This is a genomic window from Spiractinospora alimapuensis, from assembly GCF_018437505.1.
Lineage (GTDB): Bacteria > Actinomycetota > Actinomycetes > Streptosporangiales > Streptosporangiaceae > Spiractinospora > Spiractinospora alimapuensis.
In genome coordinates this window covers 5486312-5506694 of the sequence record NZ_CP072467.1, presented here as the reverse complement: position 1 = coordinate 5506694, position 20383 = coordinate 5486312, and the positions used below count along the sequence as shown (strand labels likewise).

The following is a 20383-nucleotide window of genomic DNA, read 5'->3' as shown; positions in this document are numbered from 1 at the left end:
CCGACCGTTCAGCCGACGGTCCCGGTGCGCGCCACACCGCCGTACCAGTATCCGCTGTCCTTCACGACGCGGCGTTGCGTCGCACGGTCGACGTACACGATTCCGAACCGTTGGGAGTAACCAAAGGCCCACTCGAGGTTGTCGAGCAGGGACCAGACGAAGTACCCCTTGAGCGGAGCCCCGGCCTCGAGCGCGGCGTGAGCGGCACGGATGTGCTGTTCGAGGTACTGGCGCCGTTCGGGGTCATGGACCCTGCCGTCCTCGGCAACGGTGTCCTCGTAGGCCGCGCCGTTCTCCGTGACGTAGAGGGGCAGCCGGGGATAGTCGGCGGCGAGACGTACCAGGAGGTCGCGCAGGCCGGTGGCGTCGACCTCCCACCCCTGTCCCGTCCGGGGCAACCCCGAGAGAAGGAACTGGACGTCCTCACTTCCCGGCCAAGGGGAGGCCCCGTCCCCTCCGCCGGTCGCGTCACGCTTGTCGCGCGGAACGTCGGTCGCGGGCCCGGCGACGAGACTCGGGTTGTAGAAGTTCACACCCATGACGTCCAGCGGGGCCTGGATCGTCTCAAGGTCGCCGGGGCGCACGAACCCGAAGTCCGTGATGTGCGCGACATCGCGAAGCAGGTCCGCCGGGTAGCGCCCATGGTGGAGGGGGTCGAGGAAGATCCTGTTGCGCAGCGCGTCGATCCGCCGCGCGGCGTCCCGGTCCGCGACGGTGTCACGGAGCGGGCGGACGGTCTGGGTGTTGAGCACGATACCCATCCGTGTCGGAGCGTCGTTGCCGGCGGCCTGCTCTCGAATCACCTGGGTGGCGAGACCGTGACCGAGTAGGAGGTGGTGCACAGCGGCGAGCGAGGCCGCCGGCTCGGTTCGCCCTGGAGCGTGCTCCCCCGAGGCGTATCCCAAAAACGCCACCACCCAGGGTTCGTTCAGGGTCGACCAGTCGGCGACCCGGTCCCCTAGCCGCTCGTGCACCACGGCGGCGTAGTCGGCGAACCGTAGGGCCGTGTCGCGGTGTGGCCAACCTCCTGCGTTCTCCAGCGCCTGCGGCAGGTCCCAGTGATAGAGCGTCGGCCACGGCCGCACGCCCTGGTCGAGCAGGTTGTCGACGAGCCGCTCGTAGAAGTCGAGCCCCGCCTGATTGACCGGCCCTCGTCCGTCGGGCTGTACTCGCGGCCACGCGATGGAGAACCGGTAGTTCCCGAGCCCCAGCTCCTTGATCAGCGCGATGTCCTCGCGAAACAGTCGATAGTGGTCGGCGGCGGGCTCGCCGGTGTCTCCCCCGAGAACCTTGCCGGGAGTGGCACAGAACGTGTCCCAGATGCTTCGCCCACGACCGTCGACGTCCGTGGCTCCCTCGATCTGGAACGCCGCGGTGGACGCGCCCCAGACGAAATCGGTGGGAAACACAACGGGGTCTGGCTGATCGGCGACGGCAGGCGGGGTGTCGACGGGGTCCGGGGCGCGGGTGTCGAGTCCGGACGCGCGGGCCGTGAAGGATTGGGAACTCACCCTTTGATAGCACCTTCCATGATGCCGCCGATGAGGCGGCGACCGAATACGACGAACACCAGCAGGAGTGGCAGGGTCGCGAAGGTCGCACCCGTGAACATGAGTGCGAAGTCGCTGGTGTATCCCTGGTTGAGGTTGTTGATGGACACCTGGACCGTTGGATTGTCGGGACCGAGCACGGCGATCGGCCAGATGAACTCGTTCCAGTTCTGCATGAAGGTGAGCATCCCGAGCACGATCATGGCGGGGCGTAACTGGGGAACGACGACCGACCAGAACGTCCTGAGATTGGAGCAGCCGTCCAGGCGCGCCGACTCCAGCAGCTCGTTGGGAACGCCTTGCTGCGCGTACTGACGCATCAGGAAGACACCGAAGCCCGTCACCATGAAGGGCGCGATGACGGCGCGGAGGTCACCTCTCCAGTCGAAGGCGTCCATCATGATCAGCATCGGGACGATGGCCATCTGGATCGGGATCATCATCGTGACGATGATCGCCAGCGTCGCGATGTTCCGGCCGCGGAATCGCATCTTCGCCAGGGCGAATCCCGCCAGCGAGCAGAAGAACACGACGGAGACCGCGGTGGCTGTCGCGACGATCGCGGAGTTGACCAGGCCCTGTACGAAGTTCGCGGCCGGATTCTCCAGAGTCCGCACGATGTTCTCGGCGAACTCCCGTCCGGGGAGCAGCGCCGGGGGGCGTTGCGCGATGGCCTCGTTGCCGCGCGTCGCGACGACGACGAGCCAATACAGCGGGAAAGCAGAGAACAGGAACACAAGGGACAGGGCCACGTAGGTCACGGGACCGGCCGGACGGTTGGGGCCGCTGGACACCATACGCCGGCGGACGGAGTTCCTCCGTCTCTGTGTGGACGTCTCCGCCCGCGCCCGCGGGACCGAAGTAGAGGTCATGAGCGTTCTCTTCCTCGTCACTCAGCTCGCGCCTCGGATGCGGCTGACGAACAACACGTTGATCAGGGAGAAGACCACGATCAGCAGGAAGATGACCCAGGCGATCGCGGCTCCGTAGCCGAAGTTGTCGAGGCGGCGGGCCTCGTCGAACATGAGCATCGCCACCGTCTGGAACTGGTTCTGGTTCCCGCCCGAGTAGTCCGCAGAGAAGATGACGGGCTCGGTGAAGAGCTGCATCTGTCCGATGGTGGAGATGATGACCGTGAACAGCACGGTGGGCCGCACCATGGGGATCGTGATCTGCCAGAACTGGCGCAGGCGGGACGCGCCGTCGATGGAGGCCGACTCGTACAGATCCCGGGGGATGGTCTGCATGGCGGCGAGATAGATCAGCGTGTTGAAGCCAAGCCAGCGCCAATCGACCATGACCGCCAGGGCCACCCAGGAGGCGAAACGGTTGGACCGCCAGTCGATCGGGTCGATCCCGATGGTGTCCAACGCCAGGTTGATGAGCCCGAAGTCGCGACCGAAGAGCTGACCGAAGACGATCGCCATCGCCGCGATGGACGTGACGTAGGGCAGGATCGTCGCCACCCGGAAGAACCCCTGGAACCGGATCCGCCGGTTCAGGACGTCGGCCAGGAGCAGTGCGAGTAGCAGCTGCGGAACCACCGCGATGACGAAGATCGCGAGCGTATTCAGCAGAGCGTTCCAGAACTTCGTGTCGGTGAGCAGGAACGCGTAGTTCGCCCAACCGACGAAGCCCCCATTGCCGCCGATCATGCTCCAGTCGTGCAGTGACACGTGGAACATGAACGCGGTGGGGAACAGGTTGAAGACGCCGAAGATGATGAAGAACGGCGCGATGAACAGGTAGGGGGCGAATTTCCCATCGAGTTTCCCGAAGAAGATCGCCCGACGCTCGCGGCGGTCGTCGTGGGCCGCTGAGGCTCTCGTGGCGGTAGAGGTGTCCCGGGTGGCTCCCCTGGACGTGTTTCCGCTCTTCACAGCTTTCACGATCTATTGCTCCTCATGGCGTGGGTGGACGGGCCGGCCGGCGGTCGCAGGAGACGGATCCCGTGGGATCGCCGGGGTCGGCCCGCCACACCATCGGCGCCGCCGCGCTGACGGCGCCCCACCGCTATCGGGCCGCTCGTTCGGCCCCTTCGATCAACTGGTCCCAGGCGTCATCGGCCGAGATTCCGCCACGCTGCATCTCGTCGATCGGGTTCGTCGCGTCCTCGTGCACCGCCACGTGGCCGGGTCCCATGTAATAGGGCTGGAGGTCCGCTGCCACGGAGGCGAAAATCTCGCCGGTGGGCGCGTCGTTGAAGTACTCGCGGACGGTGTCCTGCACCTCGTCGGATTCCAGGACCTCCAGGTTGGAGGGCAGGTTGTTGGCCTCCTCCCACGCGTTCAGCTGCCCCTCGGGTCCGGCGAGGAACATCGCGAGCTCGGCCGCCGCCTCGGGGTTCTCACTCTGTTCTGGAACCGCGAGCCACGAGCCGCCCCAGTTCCCACCGTCGCCAGGGACGTCGGCCACGTCCCACAGGCCCTCGCCGTCCTCACCGGCGGAGTCCTCGACCTGTCCGAGCATCCAGGCTGGACAGGGCATGGTCGCGAACGTGCCCGCCTGGATCGCGGCGGTCCAGTCGTCGGTGAAGGTGTCGAGACCGGCGGAGAGGTCCTCGTCCACCAGCTCGACGGAGAAGTCGAACGCGTCCCGCACCACCGGGTTGTCGGCGACGATGAGCTCGTCGTCGGCCTCCGCGAAGTAGATCTCGCCACCCGCCTGGCGCGTGATGGCGGTGTAGACCTCACCGACGTCGGCGACGAAGGCGGCATCGGTGTCGGCGTCACGGAACTCCTGGCCGGCGGAGAGATAGTCCTCCCACTCCGGCCAGAGCTCTCCCACCTCCTCGCGGTCGGTGGGCAGCCCCGCTTCCTCGAAGAGGTCCCACCGGTAACAGATCGCGAGGCTCCCGACGTCGGTTCCCAGACCAACCAGTTGTCCGTCGGTTGTTTGCCCCAGCTCCCACTTCCAGTCGAGGAACTGGTCCTCCATGTCCCCGGCACCGAAGTCGTTCAGGTCAACGAAGGCCTCGCCCTGTTCCAGCATCTGAACGATGTGGGCCTCTTCCAGCGCCACCACGTCGCCGGCCCCACTGCCCGCGGCGATGTTCTGTTCCAGCGCCTCGGCGAAGTCGGGCTGCTCGCCGTAGACCCGATGGTCCACCGTGTAGCCGGTCTCTTCCTCGAACTCCTCGATCACGGCGTCATAGCCGAACGTCCCGAATGTCTCCAGGACCAGTTCGACCTCGCCGTCGGTCTCCGTGTCACCACTACATCCCGAGACGGCCAGAACCGCGGCGCTGCCGACCAGCGCCACGGACGCCCTCCCACGACTCGTCATCTTCCACATCTGCGACCCCTTCTCGGGCGAACCATCCGTTCGACCCGCTGACTCGACGAATCCCCTCGGTCGCGTCCCGTCCCCCGTATGCCTTCGGCGCTGCCGCTCGAAAGGCCGCGTGTTGAGGGGTGCCGTGCTCGTGGTCGTTCGTGTGAAGCACAGCGCCTCTCGCCATCATGGGAGCGCTCCCAAAAGCAAAGCCGGGCCAACGGTCCCGCGTCAATCCCCCGACTCGACGACGAAACAGAACTGTTACCTCGATCACACGCAGGAGGTGCGTAACCTGACCGTGACCTGGCGTTCGCCCCGAGCGTGTCGGCGATTCCGCCCAGTTCGCGCCGCCGGGAGTGTCGCCGTTAAGGCGAGTTCTGCGGTGCGATCGGGCCGGACCGCCTAAACTCACATGTCGCTGACGGGGATCCGTCCCGCCCCCGTGTCCCGTCCCCTCCCGAGGAGCAAGCACTCGTGAAGACCGCCCGCCGCGGAGGTACGCAGCGGCGACTGGACTTCGCCGACCCCCTCGTCCCGTCGTCCTCGCGTCCGCGCCTCCTGGAGTGGTGGGCGCGACTTCTGGGCGCGTCGGCCCTCGTCACGTTCATCGCGGTCCCCGCGGCCCCGGTGTCGGCCGTCACGATGGTTCCCGCCGAGCCGCAGAACCTCCAGTCCCTGAAGGACGAGGCCGACGAGCTGGGCGAGGAGTACCGAGGCGAACTGCGGGATCTCGAGGGCGTGATCCAGGCCGCCGAGGACGCCGAGGAACGCGCGGAGGAGAGCGAGGAGGCGTTGGAGGAGGCCCGGGACGCCGTACGCACGATCGCGGTCACCAGCTACGTCAACGGCGGGGTGGACCCGGCCCTCGATGTCTTCGTGGCCGAGGACGCCGAGGAGCTGGCCGAGCGGGCTCGCTACGTCCACCACCTGACGACGACCAACTCCGACCGCATCGACCAGCACACCGAGGCGATCGAGGAGTACCGGGCGGCGCAGGACGAGGCCGAGGCCACGCTCGCGGAGGCCGACGAGGACCTCTCGGGTCTACGCGACCGCCGCGAGGAGGTCCAGGAGCTGATCGCCGACCATCCCGAACAGGAGATGGGGGGCCGGTACAACCTCACTCCGCGCACGGAACAGATGCGCGAGCTCATCATCGAGGAGTTCGACGAGGGCCCCGGGGTGGGCTGCTACCGCCCGCACAACGGCGGTTTCGTCGGGGAGCACCCCAAGGGCCGCGCCTGCGACTTCATGATGACCAACGACGGAGACATGCCGCCGCAGGACGAGATCGACCGCGGCTGGGAGATCTCGGAGTGGGCGCGCGAGAACGCCGACCGACTGGGCATCATGTACGTCATCTACCGCCAACAGATCTGGGACCAGCGGCGCGGCGACACCGACTGGCGCGACATGGCCGACCGCGGCAGCATCACCGAGAACCACTTCGACCACGTGCACATCTCCATGTGGTGACGCCCGCTGGTGGCTGCCGCGGCACGGCGGCGACCGCTCGGGGCGGACGCCGGAATGTCGCCGTGTGCGGCGCGGCGGTAAACCGCCGCGCCCCGGGGACGTCACATCAACGCGAACGCGTCCCCGTACGCGACCGCGACACAGCCGCCGATCAACACGAGCGCGGCCAGGATCGCGACAACGAACACGATCCAGGCGAGTGGTCCTCTACGTGGCTGAGAGGTCATGACTCCGGCCGCCTCCACAGAGCAGAACAGAACCGTACAGAGTGTATAGTTTGCCCGCGCGAACTGCCGGATGTGGACAGACACACGCTCTGACCCCGAGGAATTCGCGGCGACCGTCCGCGCTGAAGGCCGTTTCGCCGGGTAAAGACACCGGGTGCATGCTGGTGGCAACCGGGCGACGGTGTATCTTTCCCCCAAAGCCCCGATCAACTCACGGCCTCTCGAGGCCGGGCCGCACCGAACCATAACCGCGCCACTCGCACCTGCATGCTCGGTGGTACCGGGCGCGAGGAGAGCCAGGAACCTAATGAGCGACAACGGACCCCACATGCAGCCGCCACCCTCGTGGCAGGTGGGAGGACAGCCTCCGTCCGGGCCACCCGGGCCCCCACCGGGACAGCCCTCCGGAGGCCCCCAGTACGGGGCGCCACAGTACGGAGCCCCTCCCCCGCCTCCGGGTGATCACTACGCGCACACCCCAGCCGGCGCCCCGCAGTATCCGCCGCCGCCGGGGCAGCCCCCGTACCCGGGCTCGGGCGCGGAGATGCCGGGGTCCCCTCCATCGAAGAGCAACCTCGGCCTCATCCTCGTCATCGTCGGTGGCGTGGTCATCATCGCGCTGATCGTGGTGGTGTTGGTGATGCTACTCCGCTCGGGCGACGACTCCGGCGACACCGACGCTCCCCCTCCGCCCCCGGACGCCGCCGCGGAGGAGTCCGAGGAGTCCGACGACACCGACGACAAGGACGACGACCCGATCGAGACCGAGGTCGGCGAGGCACCGCACGGTCTGCCCGAGGACGAGTGCCTCGCCCTGGGCGACGACCAGGTGGACGCCCTCTCCGCCCAGCAGACACGGACCAGCTCGACCGACAACACCGCGCGTTGTAGCTGGGACATCGAGGTGGAGGGATTCACCGGCACCCTGGACGTCAACTACCAGCTCCCCTACAGCGCCTCGGACTCCGTGGAGGCGGCTGGCTCGGACTTCGAGCGTGAGCTGGAGTGGATGACGGACGAGGACAGCGACATCATCGACGTCACGGTGCACGAGAACAACGAGATCGAGCTCGGCGACGAGGCGAATTTGGTGTTCTCCACCAACGACGGCGCGCTGGGCGAGGTGTCGACCGCCTCCCTGATCGCCCGCCAGGACAACATGCTCGTCACCGCCGAGCTGCGGGTCTACCCGGACTGGATCAACGGTGACGAGTCCGCTCCGCTGGAGTACGGCGACATCAGTGACCTGATGCCCGACGTCGGCGCGAGCGCGATCAACAACCTCGGCTAGCACCGAGGGACGACGGCCGCGGTCGGGAGACTCGAGTCCCTCGACCGCGGCCGTCGCGCTGTCCGCCCCGGCTGGTTCACCGCGTGTCCGGGGACCGGTGGCCGGGTCACCCACGCCGTGCCGACGGAACTCGGGATGCCGAGGCGCACCGCACCTCCACCCGGTGGAAGCGGTGTGGAGCGCACCGCGCTCGCCCACGCGGCGCGGGGATCAGATGAACCGCCCAGTGAGGTTGGTGACGGTCACCCCGGTGGGGCACTCAGGGAGCGGCCTTCCGCCCTCCTGGGGCGACTTCGCGGATTGCGCCCCCAGGAGGGGCTCGGGCATCGGCTCATACGACGGATCCACGACGGGCATCCTGGTTGGCTGTCCGAAACGATCGACACAGCGACCGTCGCCCCGGCGGTCGCGCGAGCCCCAGCGCACCCCACAACGCCCAAGAAGACACGCAGCGGTTCAAGACACACCACCGAGTCGCCCCGACGGCGGCGCGAGCGCGATCCCCGCTCCACCGCGGCTCGCGACCGTCTTCGCAGTCCGCCGGACTGGGGGGCACGGGGCGCGGGGCCGCGGTCCCGCTCGCGACCGGGGCGACATGGTTCGGCCGCGTGTTCGCGGTGGGACCTCAGTCCTCGGCGGGGGCGTCGATGAGGTGGGCGCTGGCGTCCCGGGCCTGGGCCTCCAGTTCGTCCTGGAACGCGGCGATGTCCTCATCGCGCAGGTAAGTGCGCAGCGCGGAGTCCACACCCTCCCTCCAGGTGACGCTGGCGCTGGCCCCGTGCCAGAACGAACCGGCCAGTTCCGCCTCCTGCCACTGCGCGAGGGCCCAGCTCAGGTACTCGCTCTCGGTGTAGGCCTCGAGGTCGGCGTCGGTTCGGGCCGGGATCGCCCCCACGGCGGGGTTGATGACGTCCTGCCCTTCCCGACTGGCGGCGAACTCAAGCCACGCGTCGGCGTCGCCGCTGCCGTCGCCCGCGCCGGCCGGCCGGGAGAACCCGTCCGCCAGCCACAGGTAGACCCCCTCGGTCCCGGGCGTGGGGACCCAGCCGTAGTCCTCCCGCGGGACCAGGCCCATCTCCTCGTAGTGGGCCACGGCCCAGTCACCCATCACGAAGAACGCGGCGGAGCCGTCGGCCACCGCCTCGGCCGCGCCCTGCCAGCCCTGATCCTCGTCGATCTGCTCGGTGTGCTCCAGGACCTCGGAGAACACGTCGAGGGCCTCCTCGACCTCCGTTGTGGTCCAGTCGGCGGTCGGGCCCCAGAGCTCGTTGTACTCCTCGGCTCCCAGCGACGCCAGCAGCATGTTCTCCAGGAGATGGTCGACGGTCCACCCGGGTCCGAGGGCGAGGGGTACGGCGTTGGTCTCCTCCTCCACTGCCTCCAGTGCGTCGAGGAAGTCCCCGAGCGTGGTCACGGCGCCGCGTACGCCCGCGTCCTCGAGCACGTCCGGGTTGTACCAAAGCAGGTTGGAGCGGCGGATGCTCACCGGGACGGTGTAGAACGGGCCGTCCTCGGCGTCGGGGACGGGTTCGTCACCGTTGCCCGACTCCTCGTCACCGTCAGGTTCCTGGTCCTCGCCGACGGTCCCCCGGTAGGCGAGCTGCTCGACGAGCTCCTCGGGGAGGGCGTCGGCCAGGCTGGTGGCGTCGTAGACGTCGTCCAGTGGGGCGACGTAACCGTCCTCGACGTAGTCCGACAGGCCCGCGCCCGCGCGCGATTGGAAGGCCGCCGGCGGGTCCCCCTGGGACAGGCGGGACTCCAGGATGCTCTGCGCCTGGTCACGGGACTCCATCTCCTCGGCGGGGTTGACGACCTGGAGGTCGGGGTGGTTCTCCTCGAACTCCGCGCTGAGATCGTCGAACGCGAGGCGCTGCGATTCGGAACTCCCCCACGAGTACACCTCGACCTGCTGGGGTCCCTGGTTCTCGTCGCCGACATCGCCGTCGCAGCTCGCGACAGTCAGGCAGGAGATGGCGGTCAGCGCGCCAACCGCCCTCCACCGATCTCGCATCCCGTTCCCTCACGCCGTCACGCCCGTGGCCCACATGTTCCCACACCTGCGCCGGGTATCCCCCTTCCGGCCGGAGGCCCAGGCGGTAGTCGCGACGGGGTGAACGACGCCTGGACCACCGGGAAAGAGCACGCCACGCGCAGACATGCGTTCCGAACGGAACGTGACTGCACTAGGCTTGATGCGTTCATTCGCCACGCGTTGCCCCGCGCCCCTCTGGTCCGCCCGCGCATAGCCAAGTGAGCCGTGCATGTCTGTGAGTTCGTCATCCTCGTTCCGCCGTGTCCGTACGTCCGCCGTTCCTCTTCGACCATGGGCACTGCTCTCCGCCGCGCTCGCCGCCGTATTGGTGGCCGCAGCGTGTTCCCCGGAGACGCCGGATGACGAGCCGACCCCCGAGGAGACCAACGACGGTGACGCCGCGCAGGGTCCTCGGGACGAGTTCACCGTGGTCGACCCCGCGGTGCTCGGAGAGGTCGGCGAGCTGACCACCAGCGAGTCCGTGTCCGGGGTCACGGTGGAAACCGCCGTACCGGAGCTTCCCCACGCCGAGCCACTCGTCTCCGAGCTGGAGGACATAACCGAACGGATCGTGGACGACTTCGTCGCCGCCGTGCCGGGGGCCGAGAGCATCGACGTGGAGTGGGCACTGACCGCGGTGTCCACGGAGGTCGTCGGGGTTCGCCTGCACACGGTGGAGAAGGACTCCGACGGGGAGCGTTCCGCGTTCGAGACCTTCTGGTACGACGCGGTGTCGGGCAACACGGCCGACTCCACCGAGCTGATCGGCAACTACGCGGCGTTGGAACGACTGGCGACCCTGGTCACGGAGGAGGCCACCGCCGAGGAGGGTGACGACGGCGCCGATCCCGACCTCGTGTGGCCGATCGCGCGGACCTTCGACTCACTCGGGTTCAACGCCGCGGGCGACCTCGTGGCGGAGTTCGACGAAGGCCTGATCGCCGATCCCGACGCGGGACGGATCCACGCCGTGGTCGACCGCGCCGACGCTGAGCCACTCCTCTCCGACCTGGGGCGTCGCGCCCTGGACGCCGCGACGAGCCCACCGCAGACCGTCGACATCGCCCAACCGCCGGAGGAGCCGGCCGACCTGAGGGAACCGCCGGGGATGATCCCTCCCGCGGACGACGCGCTGGACTGTTCGGACGAGGACGTCGACTGTCTCGCGCTGACGTTCGACGACGGCCCCGGGGAGCGGACGGGCGAACTGCTCGACATGTTGGACGACCACGACGCCAAGGCCACGTTCTTCGTGACCGGTGGTCCCGCCGACAACGACCATGAGACGCTGCGTCGTATCTACGCCGAGGGTCACGAGCTGGGCAACCACACGATGACTCACCCGCAGCTCCCCTCGCTGTCCGACAGCGGCGTGGTGGACGAGACCGAACCGCTGCAGGCGATCATCCGTCGGGAGACCGGGTACACGCCACACATCATGCGTCCGCCGTACGGGGCGTCGAACGCCGCCGTCCAGTCGGTGATGGCCGACGCGGGCATGGCGGAGATCATGTGGAGTGTGGACACGCTGGACTGGAAGGACAAGGACGCCTCGGTTGTGTCCGACCGCGCGATCTCCGGGGCTCACCCGGGCGGGATCATCCTCTTCCACGACATCCACTCCACGACCATCGACGCGATGCCGGACATCCTCGAGGCGCTGGAGGAGGACTACCAGTTGGTGACGGTGACCCAGCTCCTCGGCGACACCGAACCCGGCGAGGTCTATGAGAGCGACGACGACGCCTGAGGCCTCAGGCGTCGCTCCCGCCCCGAGAGCGGGTCAGCCTCTCCAGCCCACGGTTCATCCGGCGGGGCCACAGTGGTCCTCCGTAGATGAACCCGCTGTAGGCCTGGACGAGGGTCGCACCCGCGGCGACACGCTCCCAGGCCTGGCGGGGTGTCTCGATTCCGCCGGCGGCGACCAGCGTGAGGCCGGCGCCCGCCCGTTCCCGCAGGCGCCTCAGCACCTCGGTGGATCGGGCCGCCAGCGGGGCGCCCGAGAGTCCACCGGCTCCGACCGCTTCGATGGTCTCCTGCGAGGACCGCAGGCCCTCGCGGCTGATGGTGGTGTTGGTGGCGATGATCCCGTGCAGACCGAGCTCGATGGCGAGGTCGGCCACGGCGTCCACGTCGTCGTCGGCGAGGTCCGGCGCGATCTTCACCAGCAGCGGCACCTCGGCCCCACCCGCGCCGTCCAACGCCTCTCGGACCGCGACCAGCAGCGGTCGGAGTCGGTCCACGGCCTGGAGGTCACGCAGTCCGGGGGTGTTGGGCGAGCTGACGTTGACGACGAGGTAGTCGGCCAGGGTGGCGAACAGCCGCGCGCTGGTGACGTAGTCGTCGATCGCCTCCTCGTCGGGGACCGCCTTGGTCTTTCCGATGTTGACGCCGACGACCATCGGCGGATGCTCGATCAGGCGGAATCGGCGGAGGCGTGCGGCCACGACCTCCGCGCCGTCGTTGTTGAAGCCCATCCGGTTGACGAGGGCTCGGTCGTCGACCAGCCGGAACAGGCGCGGCCGCGGGTTTCCCGGCTGGGGCTGGGCCGTGACCGTACCCACCTCAACGAAGGAGAAGCCCAACGCCGCCAACGCGGGCAGGCCCTCGGCGTTCTTGTCGAACCCGGCGGCGAGCCCGAGGCGGCCGGGGAAGTCCAGGCCGAGCGCGCGCACGGGACGCGCCGTGGCGGAGGGACCGAGGACCCGACGGGCCCCACCCTCCGCTCCGGGCAGGGCCGCCGCGCGGTTCAGGGCGGCGAAGGCCGCGCGGTGCGCGCCCTCGGCGTCCAGCCGGCGCAGCAACGATCGGAAGACAACGTCGTACACCATAAGGGGTGCTCAGCTTTCGTCGCCGGGATCACGGTCGGCGAGGAACTGTTCGAAGACAGCACCGAGCTCGTCGGCCGTCGGGAGTGACCCCTCGGTGTAGAGTTCTGCGTCGCCGTTGAGGTTGTCCCGGGCGGCGAGGTACTCGTCGTACTGTTCCTCCAGATCGTGCACGACCCGCTGGATCTCCTCGGAGTCGGCGACCTGACGTTCGATCTCCGCGTCGGTTCGCTCGGCCTCTTCCCGCAGCACCTGAGTGGGAAGCTGCAGGCCGGTGGCCTCGGTGACGCACTCGACGGCCTTGAGCGCCGCGCGCGGGTACTCCGACTGTGCGAGATAGCTCGGGACGTGCACCGCGTAGCCGACGAAGTCCTTCCCGGACTGTCCCATCCGGTACTCCAACAGCGCCGCGGCGCTCCCGGGAACCTGGATCTTGCCCATCCAGGACGTGTGTTCCTCGACGAGCTCGGTTCGGGTGGAGTGGGCGGTGACGGTGCTCGGTCGCGTGTGGGGGACGGCCATGGGTACGCCGTGGAAGCCGACGCTGAGGCGCACCGACAGCTTCTCCCCGATGTCCTGGACGGCCCGAACGAAGGCCTCCCAGTCCCGGTCCGGCTCGGGGCCGTGTAGGAGGAGGAACGGTGCCTCCTCGACGTCGCGCATCAGGTAAACGCCGAGGGTGGGGTCGTCGTAGGACACCCAGGACTTGTCGGCGAAGTCCATGACCGGGCGCCGGGAGCGGAAGTCGATCAGCGTGTCGACGTCGAACGTCGCGAGGCGCTCGTACTCGGTGTCCTCGAACAGCCGGGTGACGACCTGTTTGGCCGCGCCGCCGGCGTCGATGAACCCGTCGAGACTCACGAGCATGACCGGATCAGTCAGCTCGGGCAGATCCGTCCGAAGTTCGTAGAGGTCCGCTGGATCTCGCACCGAGGGTCTTCTCCGTTCATCCACTGCTGTCGATCCGCTCAAGGATACCGATCCGGGCTGTCGCCAGAGCCCTAGCCTGGTCGCCGCAACCGGTGTACGCGCAGCGAACGCAACCGGTTCAACGCGGCCGCGACCTCGTAGCGCCGCGGGAGAGCGTAGTCACCGACGTAGCCGCCGGCCAGCTCGGGGAGGCCCTTGTCGAGGAGCGCCCTCTCGAGTGTGTCCAAGGCCGAAGCGAGGTCGCGTTCGCCGTCGAGGTGCCCCCGTTCCGCCAGGGACCGCAGGGCGAGGCCGATGCCGATGACCTGGCTCGGGTCGACGAGCTGAGTCAGGTGCCGAACGTCGATGTCGTGCTCACCGAAGGTGAGTACGTCCATGTCGCGACGTTTGATCCGGCTGCGCCCACGGGCGGTGGCGTCGACGCTGCCGGGGTCGACGACACGGTGCGCGGGCGCAGGGAACGGGGAGTCCTCCCGCGGTTGGGCCAACGCGCGGGCCGCCTGGGTGACGTCGAAGGGGTGGTACCCGTCCAGCATGATCACGTGGTCGGCCACGTCGAAGTAGTCGCCGCTCCCGCCCATCACCAGCACGGTCGACACCCCGTGTCCCTCGCGTAGGGGGCGGACGAGGTCCACGAACGGTGTAAGTGGTTCCCGGTCACCGTGCACGAGGCGTTGCATCCGGGCGTCGCGGATCATGAGGTTGGTCGCGGTGGAGTCCTCGTCGACGAGCAGGACACCCGCGCCCGCTTCCAGTGCCTCGACGATGTTGGTGGCCTGGGACGTGGATCCGGAGGCGTTGTCGGTGGAGAAGTCCGCGGTGTCGGCACCGGTCGGCAGGGCGCCGACGAAGGCGCTGACATCGGCTCGTTCGACGCGGCGCCCCTCCTCGGCACGGATCTTGACGGCGCTCTCCCGCGTCACCACAAGTTCCCGGCCGTCACCGGGGACGTGGTCGTACACGCCGCGTTCCAGGCTGTGCAGCAGAGTGGACTTGCCGTGGAATCCGCCGCCCACGATCAGGGTGATGCCCTCGGGGACGCCGAGGCCGGTGACCTCGCCCCGGTGGGGGACGCGCACGGTGACGCGCAGGGACGACGGCGAGTCGAAGGGGACCGGCGCGCCGCCGTTGGCCCGCATGGGCTCGTCGCTCACGCCGCTGCGGCGCGGCAGGACGGACCCGTCAGCGACGAACGCGACGAGGCCGAGCTCGGGCAGTTGGGCCCGCAATGACGTCGCGTCCTCCACCGTGTCGGCGAAGGCGACGGCCTCCTCGACCTTGCCGTCCTCGCGCAGGGACGACCACAGCAGGGATTCCACCGCCTCGGGGAGTCGGTCGCACAGCTCCCGCTCGGCGGCCCGTCCGTCGATGCGGCGCCCGTGGCCCGGCAGCTCGATGCCCAGGCGTAGGCGGATCCCCCCGTCCACGATCTGGCCGGATGCCCGGTCGATGACCTGCTGGCCCCCGGCGTCGATGCGGAGACGGGCCCCCTTCAGTTCCCGGTGTGCGCGGCGGATGAGATAGTCGGCGGTGGCCCGGCGCCGCACGGGCGTCCGCCAGGCGTCGACGGGCAGCTCGGCGACGTCGGCCGGAACCCACACCGAGATCCGGGTCGGGGGTGCGAAGGGGTCGGCCTGGACCTTGTCGACGCTGACGGTGAACTCGCCGAAGTCCCAGTCCCCCACCAGCGACTTGTAGCGCCCGTAGGGGCCACCGTCCATGCGGCGCAGTTCGTCGCGCAGTCGCGCCTCGTCCCTGCGTCCCTGGATCCGTTCCGGTTCGGGGCGGGATCCCCGGCGCCCGCCGCCGTGCCCGTCCCGGCCTCCGCCGTGTCGTTCCCGCCCGCCGGGGCCACGCCCCCCGTCTCGCGCCGGCACCGTTCCCCCTCACCGATGATCACGTCGATACTCTCCGGCATGCTACGTGGTCGCGGGCGGGGAAACGTTAGTTGCGCGTCGCGGGTTCCGCGCCGCTTCGGGTTCAGGGCTCGTCGCTTTCCGCTCGCGATCCACGCAGCGCGGGTTCGTCCAGAATGAACATCGTCTGGGTCGACTTCACTTCGGGAATTCGTTGGAGGCGTTCCAGAACGAAAGTGCGCAGTGCCGCGGCGTCGGTGACCCGAACGCGGAGAAGGAGATCCACATCGCCAGACACGAGTGCCGCGTGGTCGACCTCGGGAATGTCGCGGAGGTAGTTGCGGAACCGTTCCCAGGAATGCTGTTCGATACGAAGGGAGACATAGGCGGCGAGGCCCAGGCCGTAGCGCTCCGGATCGACCACAGCGGTGAATCCGGTGATGACACCGTCGTCACGGAGCCGGTTGAGGCGGGCGTAGGCGTTCGCTCGGGAAACGTGCACCCTGTCGGCGAGGGCCCGGATGGACATGCGTCCGTCCTCGCACAGGAGGTCGATGATCCGGCGGTCGACCGCATCGAGGGCACTAGCCATCTGTCTCTCCCCACGCCGTCCACTTACTGGACATTCCAGACATGTTGCCCCTAAGTGGCATGGAATTGATCAATCGTCCAGTGTTCGCAGGATCTTATCGACACTATGGGAGAATTTGGCTCATATTCAAGACATGGAGCGTACGAACGGCCCGCGCGCCGTGCCCCGGACAACGCGACTCGCCCCACCAGAGGTCGTCGCGGACCCGCCGCTTCCGTCGTCGCGACCGGTCACTCTCGTGGATCACGACGGCACACGGGTCAGCGACTCCAGCTTCTCTCCTCCCCCTCCCGAGACGCTGGGGGCGCTGTTCCGGGCGATGGTGATCGGACGACGGTTCGACCTCCAAGCCAGCACCCTCGCCCGACAGGGACGTCTCGCCGTGTATCCGTCATCGATGGGACAGGAGGCGTGCCAGGTCGGCGGGGTGTTGGCCCTGTCCGACCACGACTGGCTGTTCCCGACCTATCGTGACAGCGTCGCCGCGGTCACGCACGGAATCGGCCCCGTGGAGGTCCTCACGCTGCTGCGCGGGAACTGGCACTGCGGGTACGACCCGCACGCCCACCGATGCGCCCCGCAGTGCACACCGCTGGCCACCAACGCCTCCCACGCGGTGGGGTTGACCTACGCCGCCCGTCGCAAGCGTGGCGAGGAGGGCAGCACGGCGACCACGGCGGCACTCGTCCTCATGGGCGACGGGGCCACCAGCGAGGGCGAGGCGCACGAGGCCTACAACTACGCCGCGATGTGGAACGCCCCCGTCGTCTTCCTCGTGCAGAACAACCACTGGGCGATCAGTGTGCCGGTCAGCAAGCAGTCGAAGGCGCCGACCCTCGCGCACAAGGGCGTCGGATACGGCATGAACGCCTACCACGTCGACGGTAACGACGCCGCCGCCGTGTACTCGACCGTCGCGCACGCCCTACGGGAGGCACGCGCGGGCGGCGGCCCCGCGCTGATCGAGGCCCGCACCTACCGGATGGAGCCCCACACCAACGCCGACCCCGCTCACCGCTACCGGGACCAGGGAGAGGTCGACTACTGGCGCTCCCGCGACCCCATCGAACGACTGGAGACTCTCCTGCGCGCCGAAGGCCACCTGGACGACGAGGTCCGCGCCCGCATCGACACCGACGCCGAACTCCTGGCCGACACCCTGCGCCAGCGCATGGCCGATGACGACGAGCTCGACCCCGCCGACCTCTTCGCGAACGTGTACGCCACCCCCACGCCCCTGCTCCAAGCGCAGCGGCAGCGGGTGGCGCGGGTAGGAAAGGTCCGGCGATGAGCGAGACCCTGACCATGGCGGCGGCGCTCAACCGAGCGCTCGGCGACGCCATGCGCGCGGACCCCGACGTCGTGGTCTATGGGGAGGACGTGGGGATCCTCGGCGGCGTGTTCCGCATCACCGACGGACTCACCGAGGAGTTCGGTGAGGAGCGGTGCTTCGACTCTCCGTTGGCCGAGGCCGGAATCCTGGGCACCGCGATCGGCATGGCGATGAACGGCCTCCGGCCCGTCGTCGAGATGCAGTTCGACGCGTTCGCCTACCCCGCCTTCCAGCAGGTGGTGTCGCACCTCGCCAAGCTCCGCAATCGGACTCGCGGCGCGGTGTCCATGCCGGTGGTCGTCAGGATTCCGTACGGAGGCGGCATTGGCGGGGTGGAGCACCACGCGGACGCGTCCGAGGCCTACTACGCCCACACCCCGGGCCTGCGCGTCGTCAGCCCCTCCACGCCCGCCGACGCCTACACGATGCTGCGGGAATCGATCGCCAGCCCCGACCCGGTCATCTTCCTCGAGCCCAAGCGCCTGTACTGGAGCAAGGGACCGGTGAACACCACCGATCCCGGAGCCGCGCTGGACCGCGCGGCGCGCCGCCGCGAGGGCACCGACCTGACCCTGATCGCCTACGGCGCGACAGTCGAGATCGCGGAGGAAGGCGCCGCCCTGGCCGCGGAGGACGGCTACTCCGCTGAGGTGCTGGACCTACGCAGCCTCGCTCCGTTCGACGACGAGACGGTGACGGAGTCCGTACGTCGTACGGGGCGCGCGATCGTCGTCCACGAGGCGCAGGGCTTCGTGGGGTACGGCGCGGAGGTCGCGGCCCGGGTGTCGGAGCAGTGTTTCCACTATCTCGAGGCCCCGGTCCTGCGGGTGTGTGGTCTGGACATCCCCTACCCGCCGCCCAAACTGGAGGATCTGCACCTGCCGTCGGCGGAGCGAGTCCTGGACGCGGTACGCCGCCTGCAGTGGGAGTCCGCGTGGACCGCCACCGACGGCGAGGATCGGGCTGCGGTCTCCGCGGGCGTCGCCCACACCGCCGGCTCGACCGGGGGTGCGTCGTGACGGGACGGGACTTCGCCCTTCCGGACCTGGGAGAGGGGCTCACCGAGGCGGAGATCCTACGGTGGCTGGTCGACGAGGGTGACGCCGTGGCCGTCGACGCGCCCGTTGTGGAGGTGGAGACCGCCAAGACCTCCGTGGTCGTTCCGTGCCCGTACGCCGGGACCGTGACCCGGCTGCACGCCCCCGCGGGCACGGTCGTGCCGGTTGGCTCACCCCTGATCACCATCACCGAGGACGCGGCCACGTCCAGCTCGGACACCGACGACGAGGAGGGGTCCGGCCCGGTGCTGGTGGGCTACGGCACGCGCCGGCGGACCGGCTCCACCGCCGGCCGGGGCGACGTCCCAGTCCAGGCCTCACGAGTGCCCGTGGTGCCGTCCGACGGTCACGGGCCGTCCACGACGGTGGCGACCGGCCGCGTCGCGGTGGTCTCGCCGCTCGTGCGCAGGATCGCCCGCGAACACGGCATCGACGCGACCACCCTGGCTGGCACGGGTGAGGGCGGGCTCGTCCTGCGTCGAGACGTGGAGGCGGCCATCGCGGCCCGGGTCGGAGCTGTCAATGGCGCCAGCTCCGCCCCGGGCCCGGACGCGCGGACCGTGGACGAAGCGGTCCATCGGATCCCGCTGCGGGGCGCGCGGCGCACCATGGCCGAGCACCTCGCCCGGTCCCGGCAGGAGATTCCCGAGGCGACGGTCTGGGTCGACGTGGACGCCACGGAGTTCCTCGCCACCCGCGCGGCCATCAACGCTGCGGCACCCGACCACCCGGTGAGCGTGCTCGGGCTGCTCGCCCGGATCTGCGTCGCGGGACTCCGTCGATATCCGGTCCTCAACGCCACCGTCGACACGTCCGGCGGTGAGATCCTGCGACACGAGGGGATCCACCTGGGGGTCGCCACGCACACCGAACACGGCTTGGTGGTACCGGTGGTGCGTGACGCGGGAACCATGACGACGCGCGACCTGTCCCACGCCGTGGCGGACACGGTCAGCGCGGCGCGCGCCCGTGAACTCCCGCCGGACCGATACCGAGGCGGCACCTTCACCGTGAACAACTACGGCGTGTTCGGTGTCGACGGCTCCGCGCCGATCATCAACCACCCTGAGGCCGCGATGGTGGGGATGGGCCGGATCACCCGGCGGCCCTGGATCGTTGAGACCGGGGAGGGCGAGCAGGTCGTGCCGCGTTCGGTGACGACGCTGACCCTGGTGTTCGACCATCGGGTGTGTGACGGCGGTGTGGCCGGCGGGTTCCTGCGGTTCGTCGCCGACCACATGGAGAACCCACGTGCCCTACTCGGAGAGTTCTGAGGGAGGCACCACGGAGCGGCGGTAACCGTCTCGGTTCCCTCTCCCCCATGGGGCGGGGGAACGTCACACACCCCCGCCTCCACCACCGCCATCACCAGCTCCGCCTCCGCCGCCGTCACCGCCGAACCCGCCACTGCCCGAGGCACCGCCGTCACCGGAGGGGCTCCACCCACCGTCCACCGACGCGCCGGAGGTTCCGGCGAAGCCCGCGTGTCCCCCGTCCGCGTACGTCGGGCGCCGCTGGTGGTTGGGCGGCGCGTAGGGGGCCGCGCCGTACCCCCCGTGTCGCGGTGCTCCCTTGCTCCGTCGTGTGACGAGCACGAGGGCGAACGCCACCGCACCGACGACGAACAGGATGGCCACGCCCACGAGGGCGAGAAGAATCCACATCGGAATCGCACTCATGCCGGCAGTATCCTCCTGCCGCGACGGCATCGCCAGCGTGTCAGGGAGCGAAGAGCGAGAATCCCCGATGCGCCGAGGGACACCCGCGTTCCACCGGAGTGGCGGGAGATACGGCCGAGGCGAGGTGTCGGCGTCGGAACGGTCACCGACTAGGATCCACCACCGCCCCCACCGCCGTCACCGGCACCGGCACCGGCACCGGCACTCGAGCCGCTGTCCCCACCGAAGGGGCTCCACGAACCCGAGGAACCACCG

At 69.2% G+C, this 20383-nt stretch carries 17 protein-coding genes; 6 read left to right on the top strand and 11 right to left on the bottom strand.

What is annotated here, in order from left to right; all coding sequences use genetic code 11:
* Positions 1-8 precede the first annotated feature (8 nt).
* The 4 genes from J4H86_RS25565 to J4H86_RS25550 all read right to left on the bottom strand — a co-directional run bounded on the left by J4H86_RS25565 (position 9) and on the right by J4H86_RS25550 (position 4811).
* Complete coding sequence (locus tag J4H86_RS25565; RefSeq protein ID WP_236544177.1) at positions 9-1409, bottom strand: GH1 family beta-glucosidase; 1401 nt, start codon at positions 1407-1409, stop codon at positions 9-11.
* A 98-nt stretch (positions 1410-1507) separates the two neighbouring features.
* Entirely contained in the window at positions 1508-2302 is a 795-nt protein-coding gene (locus J4H86_RS25560; RefSeq protein ID WP_330932458.1) for a carbohydrate ABC transporter permease, read from the bottom strand.
* A 141-nt stretch (positions 2303-2443) separates the two neighbouring features.
* Positions 2444-3334, bottom strand: coding sequence for a carbohydrate ABC transporter permease (locus J4H86_RS25555; protein ID WP_394356538.1), 891 nt, complete (start codon positions 3332-3334; stop codon positions 2444-2446).
* 229 nt (positions 3335-3563) lie between these two features.
* Positions 3564-4811 (bottom strand): ABC transporter substrate-binding protein, encoded by a 1248-nt coding sequence (locus J4H86_RS25550; RefSeq protein ID WP_236540867.1) that lies wholly within the window; start codon positions 4809-4811, stop codon positions 3564-3566.
* 489 nt (positions 4812-5300) lie between these two features.
* Between J4H86_RS25550 and J4H86_RS25545 the strand changes: the two genes are divergently transcribed.
* Positions 5301-6302, top strand: coding sequence for a coiled-coil domain-containing protein (locus J4H86_RS25545; RefSeq protein WP_236540866.1), 1002 nt, complete (start codon positions 5301-5303; stop codon positions 6300-6302).
* A 101-nt stretch (positions 6303-6403) separates the two neighbouring features.
* Here J4H86_RS25545 and J4H86_RS27310 read toward each other — a convergent pair whose 3' ends face one another.
* Positions 6404-6529, bottom strand: coding sequence for a hypothetical protein (locus J4H86_RS27310; protein ID WP_269134503.1), 126 nt, complete (start codon positions 6527-6529; stop codon positions 6404-6406).
* 544 nt (positions 6530-7073) lie between these two features.
* Between J4H86_RS27310 and J4H86_RS25540 the strand changes: the two genes are divergently transcribed.
* Entirely contained in the window at positions 7074-7820 is a 747-nt protein-coding gene (locus J4H86_RS25540; RefSeq protein ID WP_236540865.1) for a hypothetical protein, read from the top strand.
* Positions 7821-8445: 625 nt separating this feature from the next.
* On the opposite strand, the gene J4H86_RS25535 is transcribed toward J4H86_RS25540, so the two are convergent.
* Entirely contained in the window at positions 8446-9831 is a 1386-nt protein-coding gene (locus J4H86_RS25535; protein ID WP_236540864.1) for an ABC transporter substrate-binding protein, read from the bottom strand.
* Positions 9832-10081: 250 nt separating this feature from the next.
* Between J4H86_RS25535 and J4H86_RS25530 the strand changes: the two genes are divergently transcribed.
* Positions 10082-11602 (top strand): polysaccharide deacetylase family protein, encoded by a 1521-nt coding sequence (locus J4H86_RS25530; RefSeq protein WP_236540863.1) that lies wholly within the window; start codon positions 10082-10084, stop codon positions 11600-11602.
* 4 nt (positions 11603-11606) lie between these two features.
* On the opposite strand, the gene J4H86_RS25525 is transcribed toward J4H86_RS25530, so the two are convergent.
* The 4 genes from J4H86_RS25525 to J4H86_RS25510 form a co-directional block, all read right to left on the bottom strand.
* The gene (locus J4H86_RS25525) at positions 11607-12683 is read right to left on the bottom strand and encodes a quinone-dependent dihydroorotate dehydrogenase (protein WP_236540862.1); all 1077 of its coding nucleotides are present in this window, start codon (positions 12681-12683) and stop codon (positions 11607-11609) included.
* Between the two features lie 9 nt (positions 12684-12692).
* On the bottom strand, positions 12693-13610 hold the full coding sequence (locus J4H86_RS25520; RefSeq protein ID WP_236540861.1) for a proteasome assembly chaperone family protein: 918 nt from the start codon (positions 13608-13610) through the stop codon (positions 12693-12695).
* Between the two features lie 71 nt (positions 13611-13681).
* Positions 13682-15487, bottom strand: coding sequence for an ABC-ATPase domain-containing protein (locus tag J4H86_RS25515; RefSeq protein ID WP_236540860.1), 1806 nt, complete (start codon positions 15485-15487; stop codon positions 13682-13684).
* A 103-nt stretch (positions 15488-15590) separates the two neighbouring features.
* Positions 15591-16058, bottom strand: coding sequence for an Lrp/AsnC family transcriptional regulator (locus J4H86_RS25510; RefSeq protein ID WP_236540859.1), 468 nt, complete (start codon positions 16056-16058; stop codon positions 15591-15593).
* A gap of 133 nt (positions 16059-16191) precedes the next feature.
* Between J4H86_RS25510 and J4H86_RS25505 the strand changes: the two genes are divergently transcribed.
* The 3 genes from J4H86_RS25505 to J4H86_RS25495 are packed head-to-tail and all read left to right on the top strand — an operon-like array spanning position 16192 to position 19723.
* A complete protein-coding gene (locus tag J4H86_RS25505) occupies positions 16192-17349 on the top strand; it encodes a thiamine pyrophosphate-dependent enzyme (RefSeq protein WP_236540858.1) in 1158 nt (385 codons plus the stop codon).
* Positions 17346-18410, top strand: a complete 1065-nt coding sequence (locus J4H86_RS25500) for an alpha-ketoacid dehydrogenase subunit beta (protein WP_236540857.1) — start codon at positions 17346-17348, stop codon at positions 18408-18410. The genes J4H86_RS25505 and J4H86_RS25500 overlap by 4 nt, the downstream gene beginning before the upstream one ends.
* Positions 18407-19723, top strand: coding sequence for a dihydrolipoamide acetyltransferase family protein (locus J4H86_RS25495; RefSeq protein ID WP_236540856.1), 1317 nt, complete (start codon positions 18407-18409; stop codon positions 19721-19723). Before J4H86_RS25500 ends, J4H86_RS25495 begins: the two co-directional genes overlap by 4 nt.
* Before the next feature lie 63 nt (positions 19724-19786).
* Here J4H86_RS25495 and J4H86_RS25490 read toward each other — a convergent pair whose 3' ends face one another.
* Positions 19787-20128 (bottom strand): hypothetical protein, encoded by a 342-nt coding sequence (locus tag J4H86_RS25490; RefSeq protein WP_236540855.1) that lies wholly within the window; start codon positions 20126-20128, stop codon positions 19787-19789.
* Positions 20129-20383: the final 255 nt, after the last annotated feature.

Coding starts and splice junctions, on each gene's coding strand:
- J4H86_RS27310 (WP_269134503.1), bottom strand. CDS start 6,529: ATGACCTCTCAGCCACGTAGAGGACCACTCGCCTGGATCGTGTTCGTT.
- J4H86_RS25540 (WP_236540865.1), top strand. CDS start 7,074: ATGCCGGGGTCCCCTCCATCGAAGAGCAACCTCGGCCTCATCCTCGTC.
- J4H86_RS25535 (WP_236540864.1), bottom strand. CDS start 9,831: ATGCGAGATCGGTGGAGGGCGGTTGGCGCGCTGACCGCCATCTCCTGC.
- J4H86_RS25530 (WP_236540863.1), top strand. CDS start 10,082: ATGTCTGTGAGTTCGTCATCCTCGTTCCGCCGTGTCCGTACGTCCGCC.
- J4H86_RS25525 (WP_236540862.1), bottom strand. CDS start 12,683: ATGGTGTACGACGTTGTCTTCCGATCGTTGCTGCGCCGGCTGGACGCC.
- J4H86_RS25510 (WP_236540859.1), bottom strand. CDS start 16,058: ATGGCTAGTGCCCTCGATGCGGTCGACCGCCGGATCATCGACCTCCTG.
- J4H86_RS25505 (WP_236540858.1), top strand. CDS start 16,192: ATGGAGCGTACGAACGGCCCGCGCGCCGTGCCCCGGACAACGCGACTC.
- J4H86_RS25500 (WP_236540857.1), top strand. CDS start 17,346: ATGAGCGAGACCCTGACCATGGCGGCGGCGCTCAACCGAGCGCTCGGC.
- J4H86_RS25490 (WP_236540855.1), bottom strand. CDS start 20,128: ATGAGTGCGATTCCGATGTGGATTCTTCTCGCCCTCGTGGGCGTGGCC.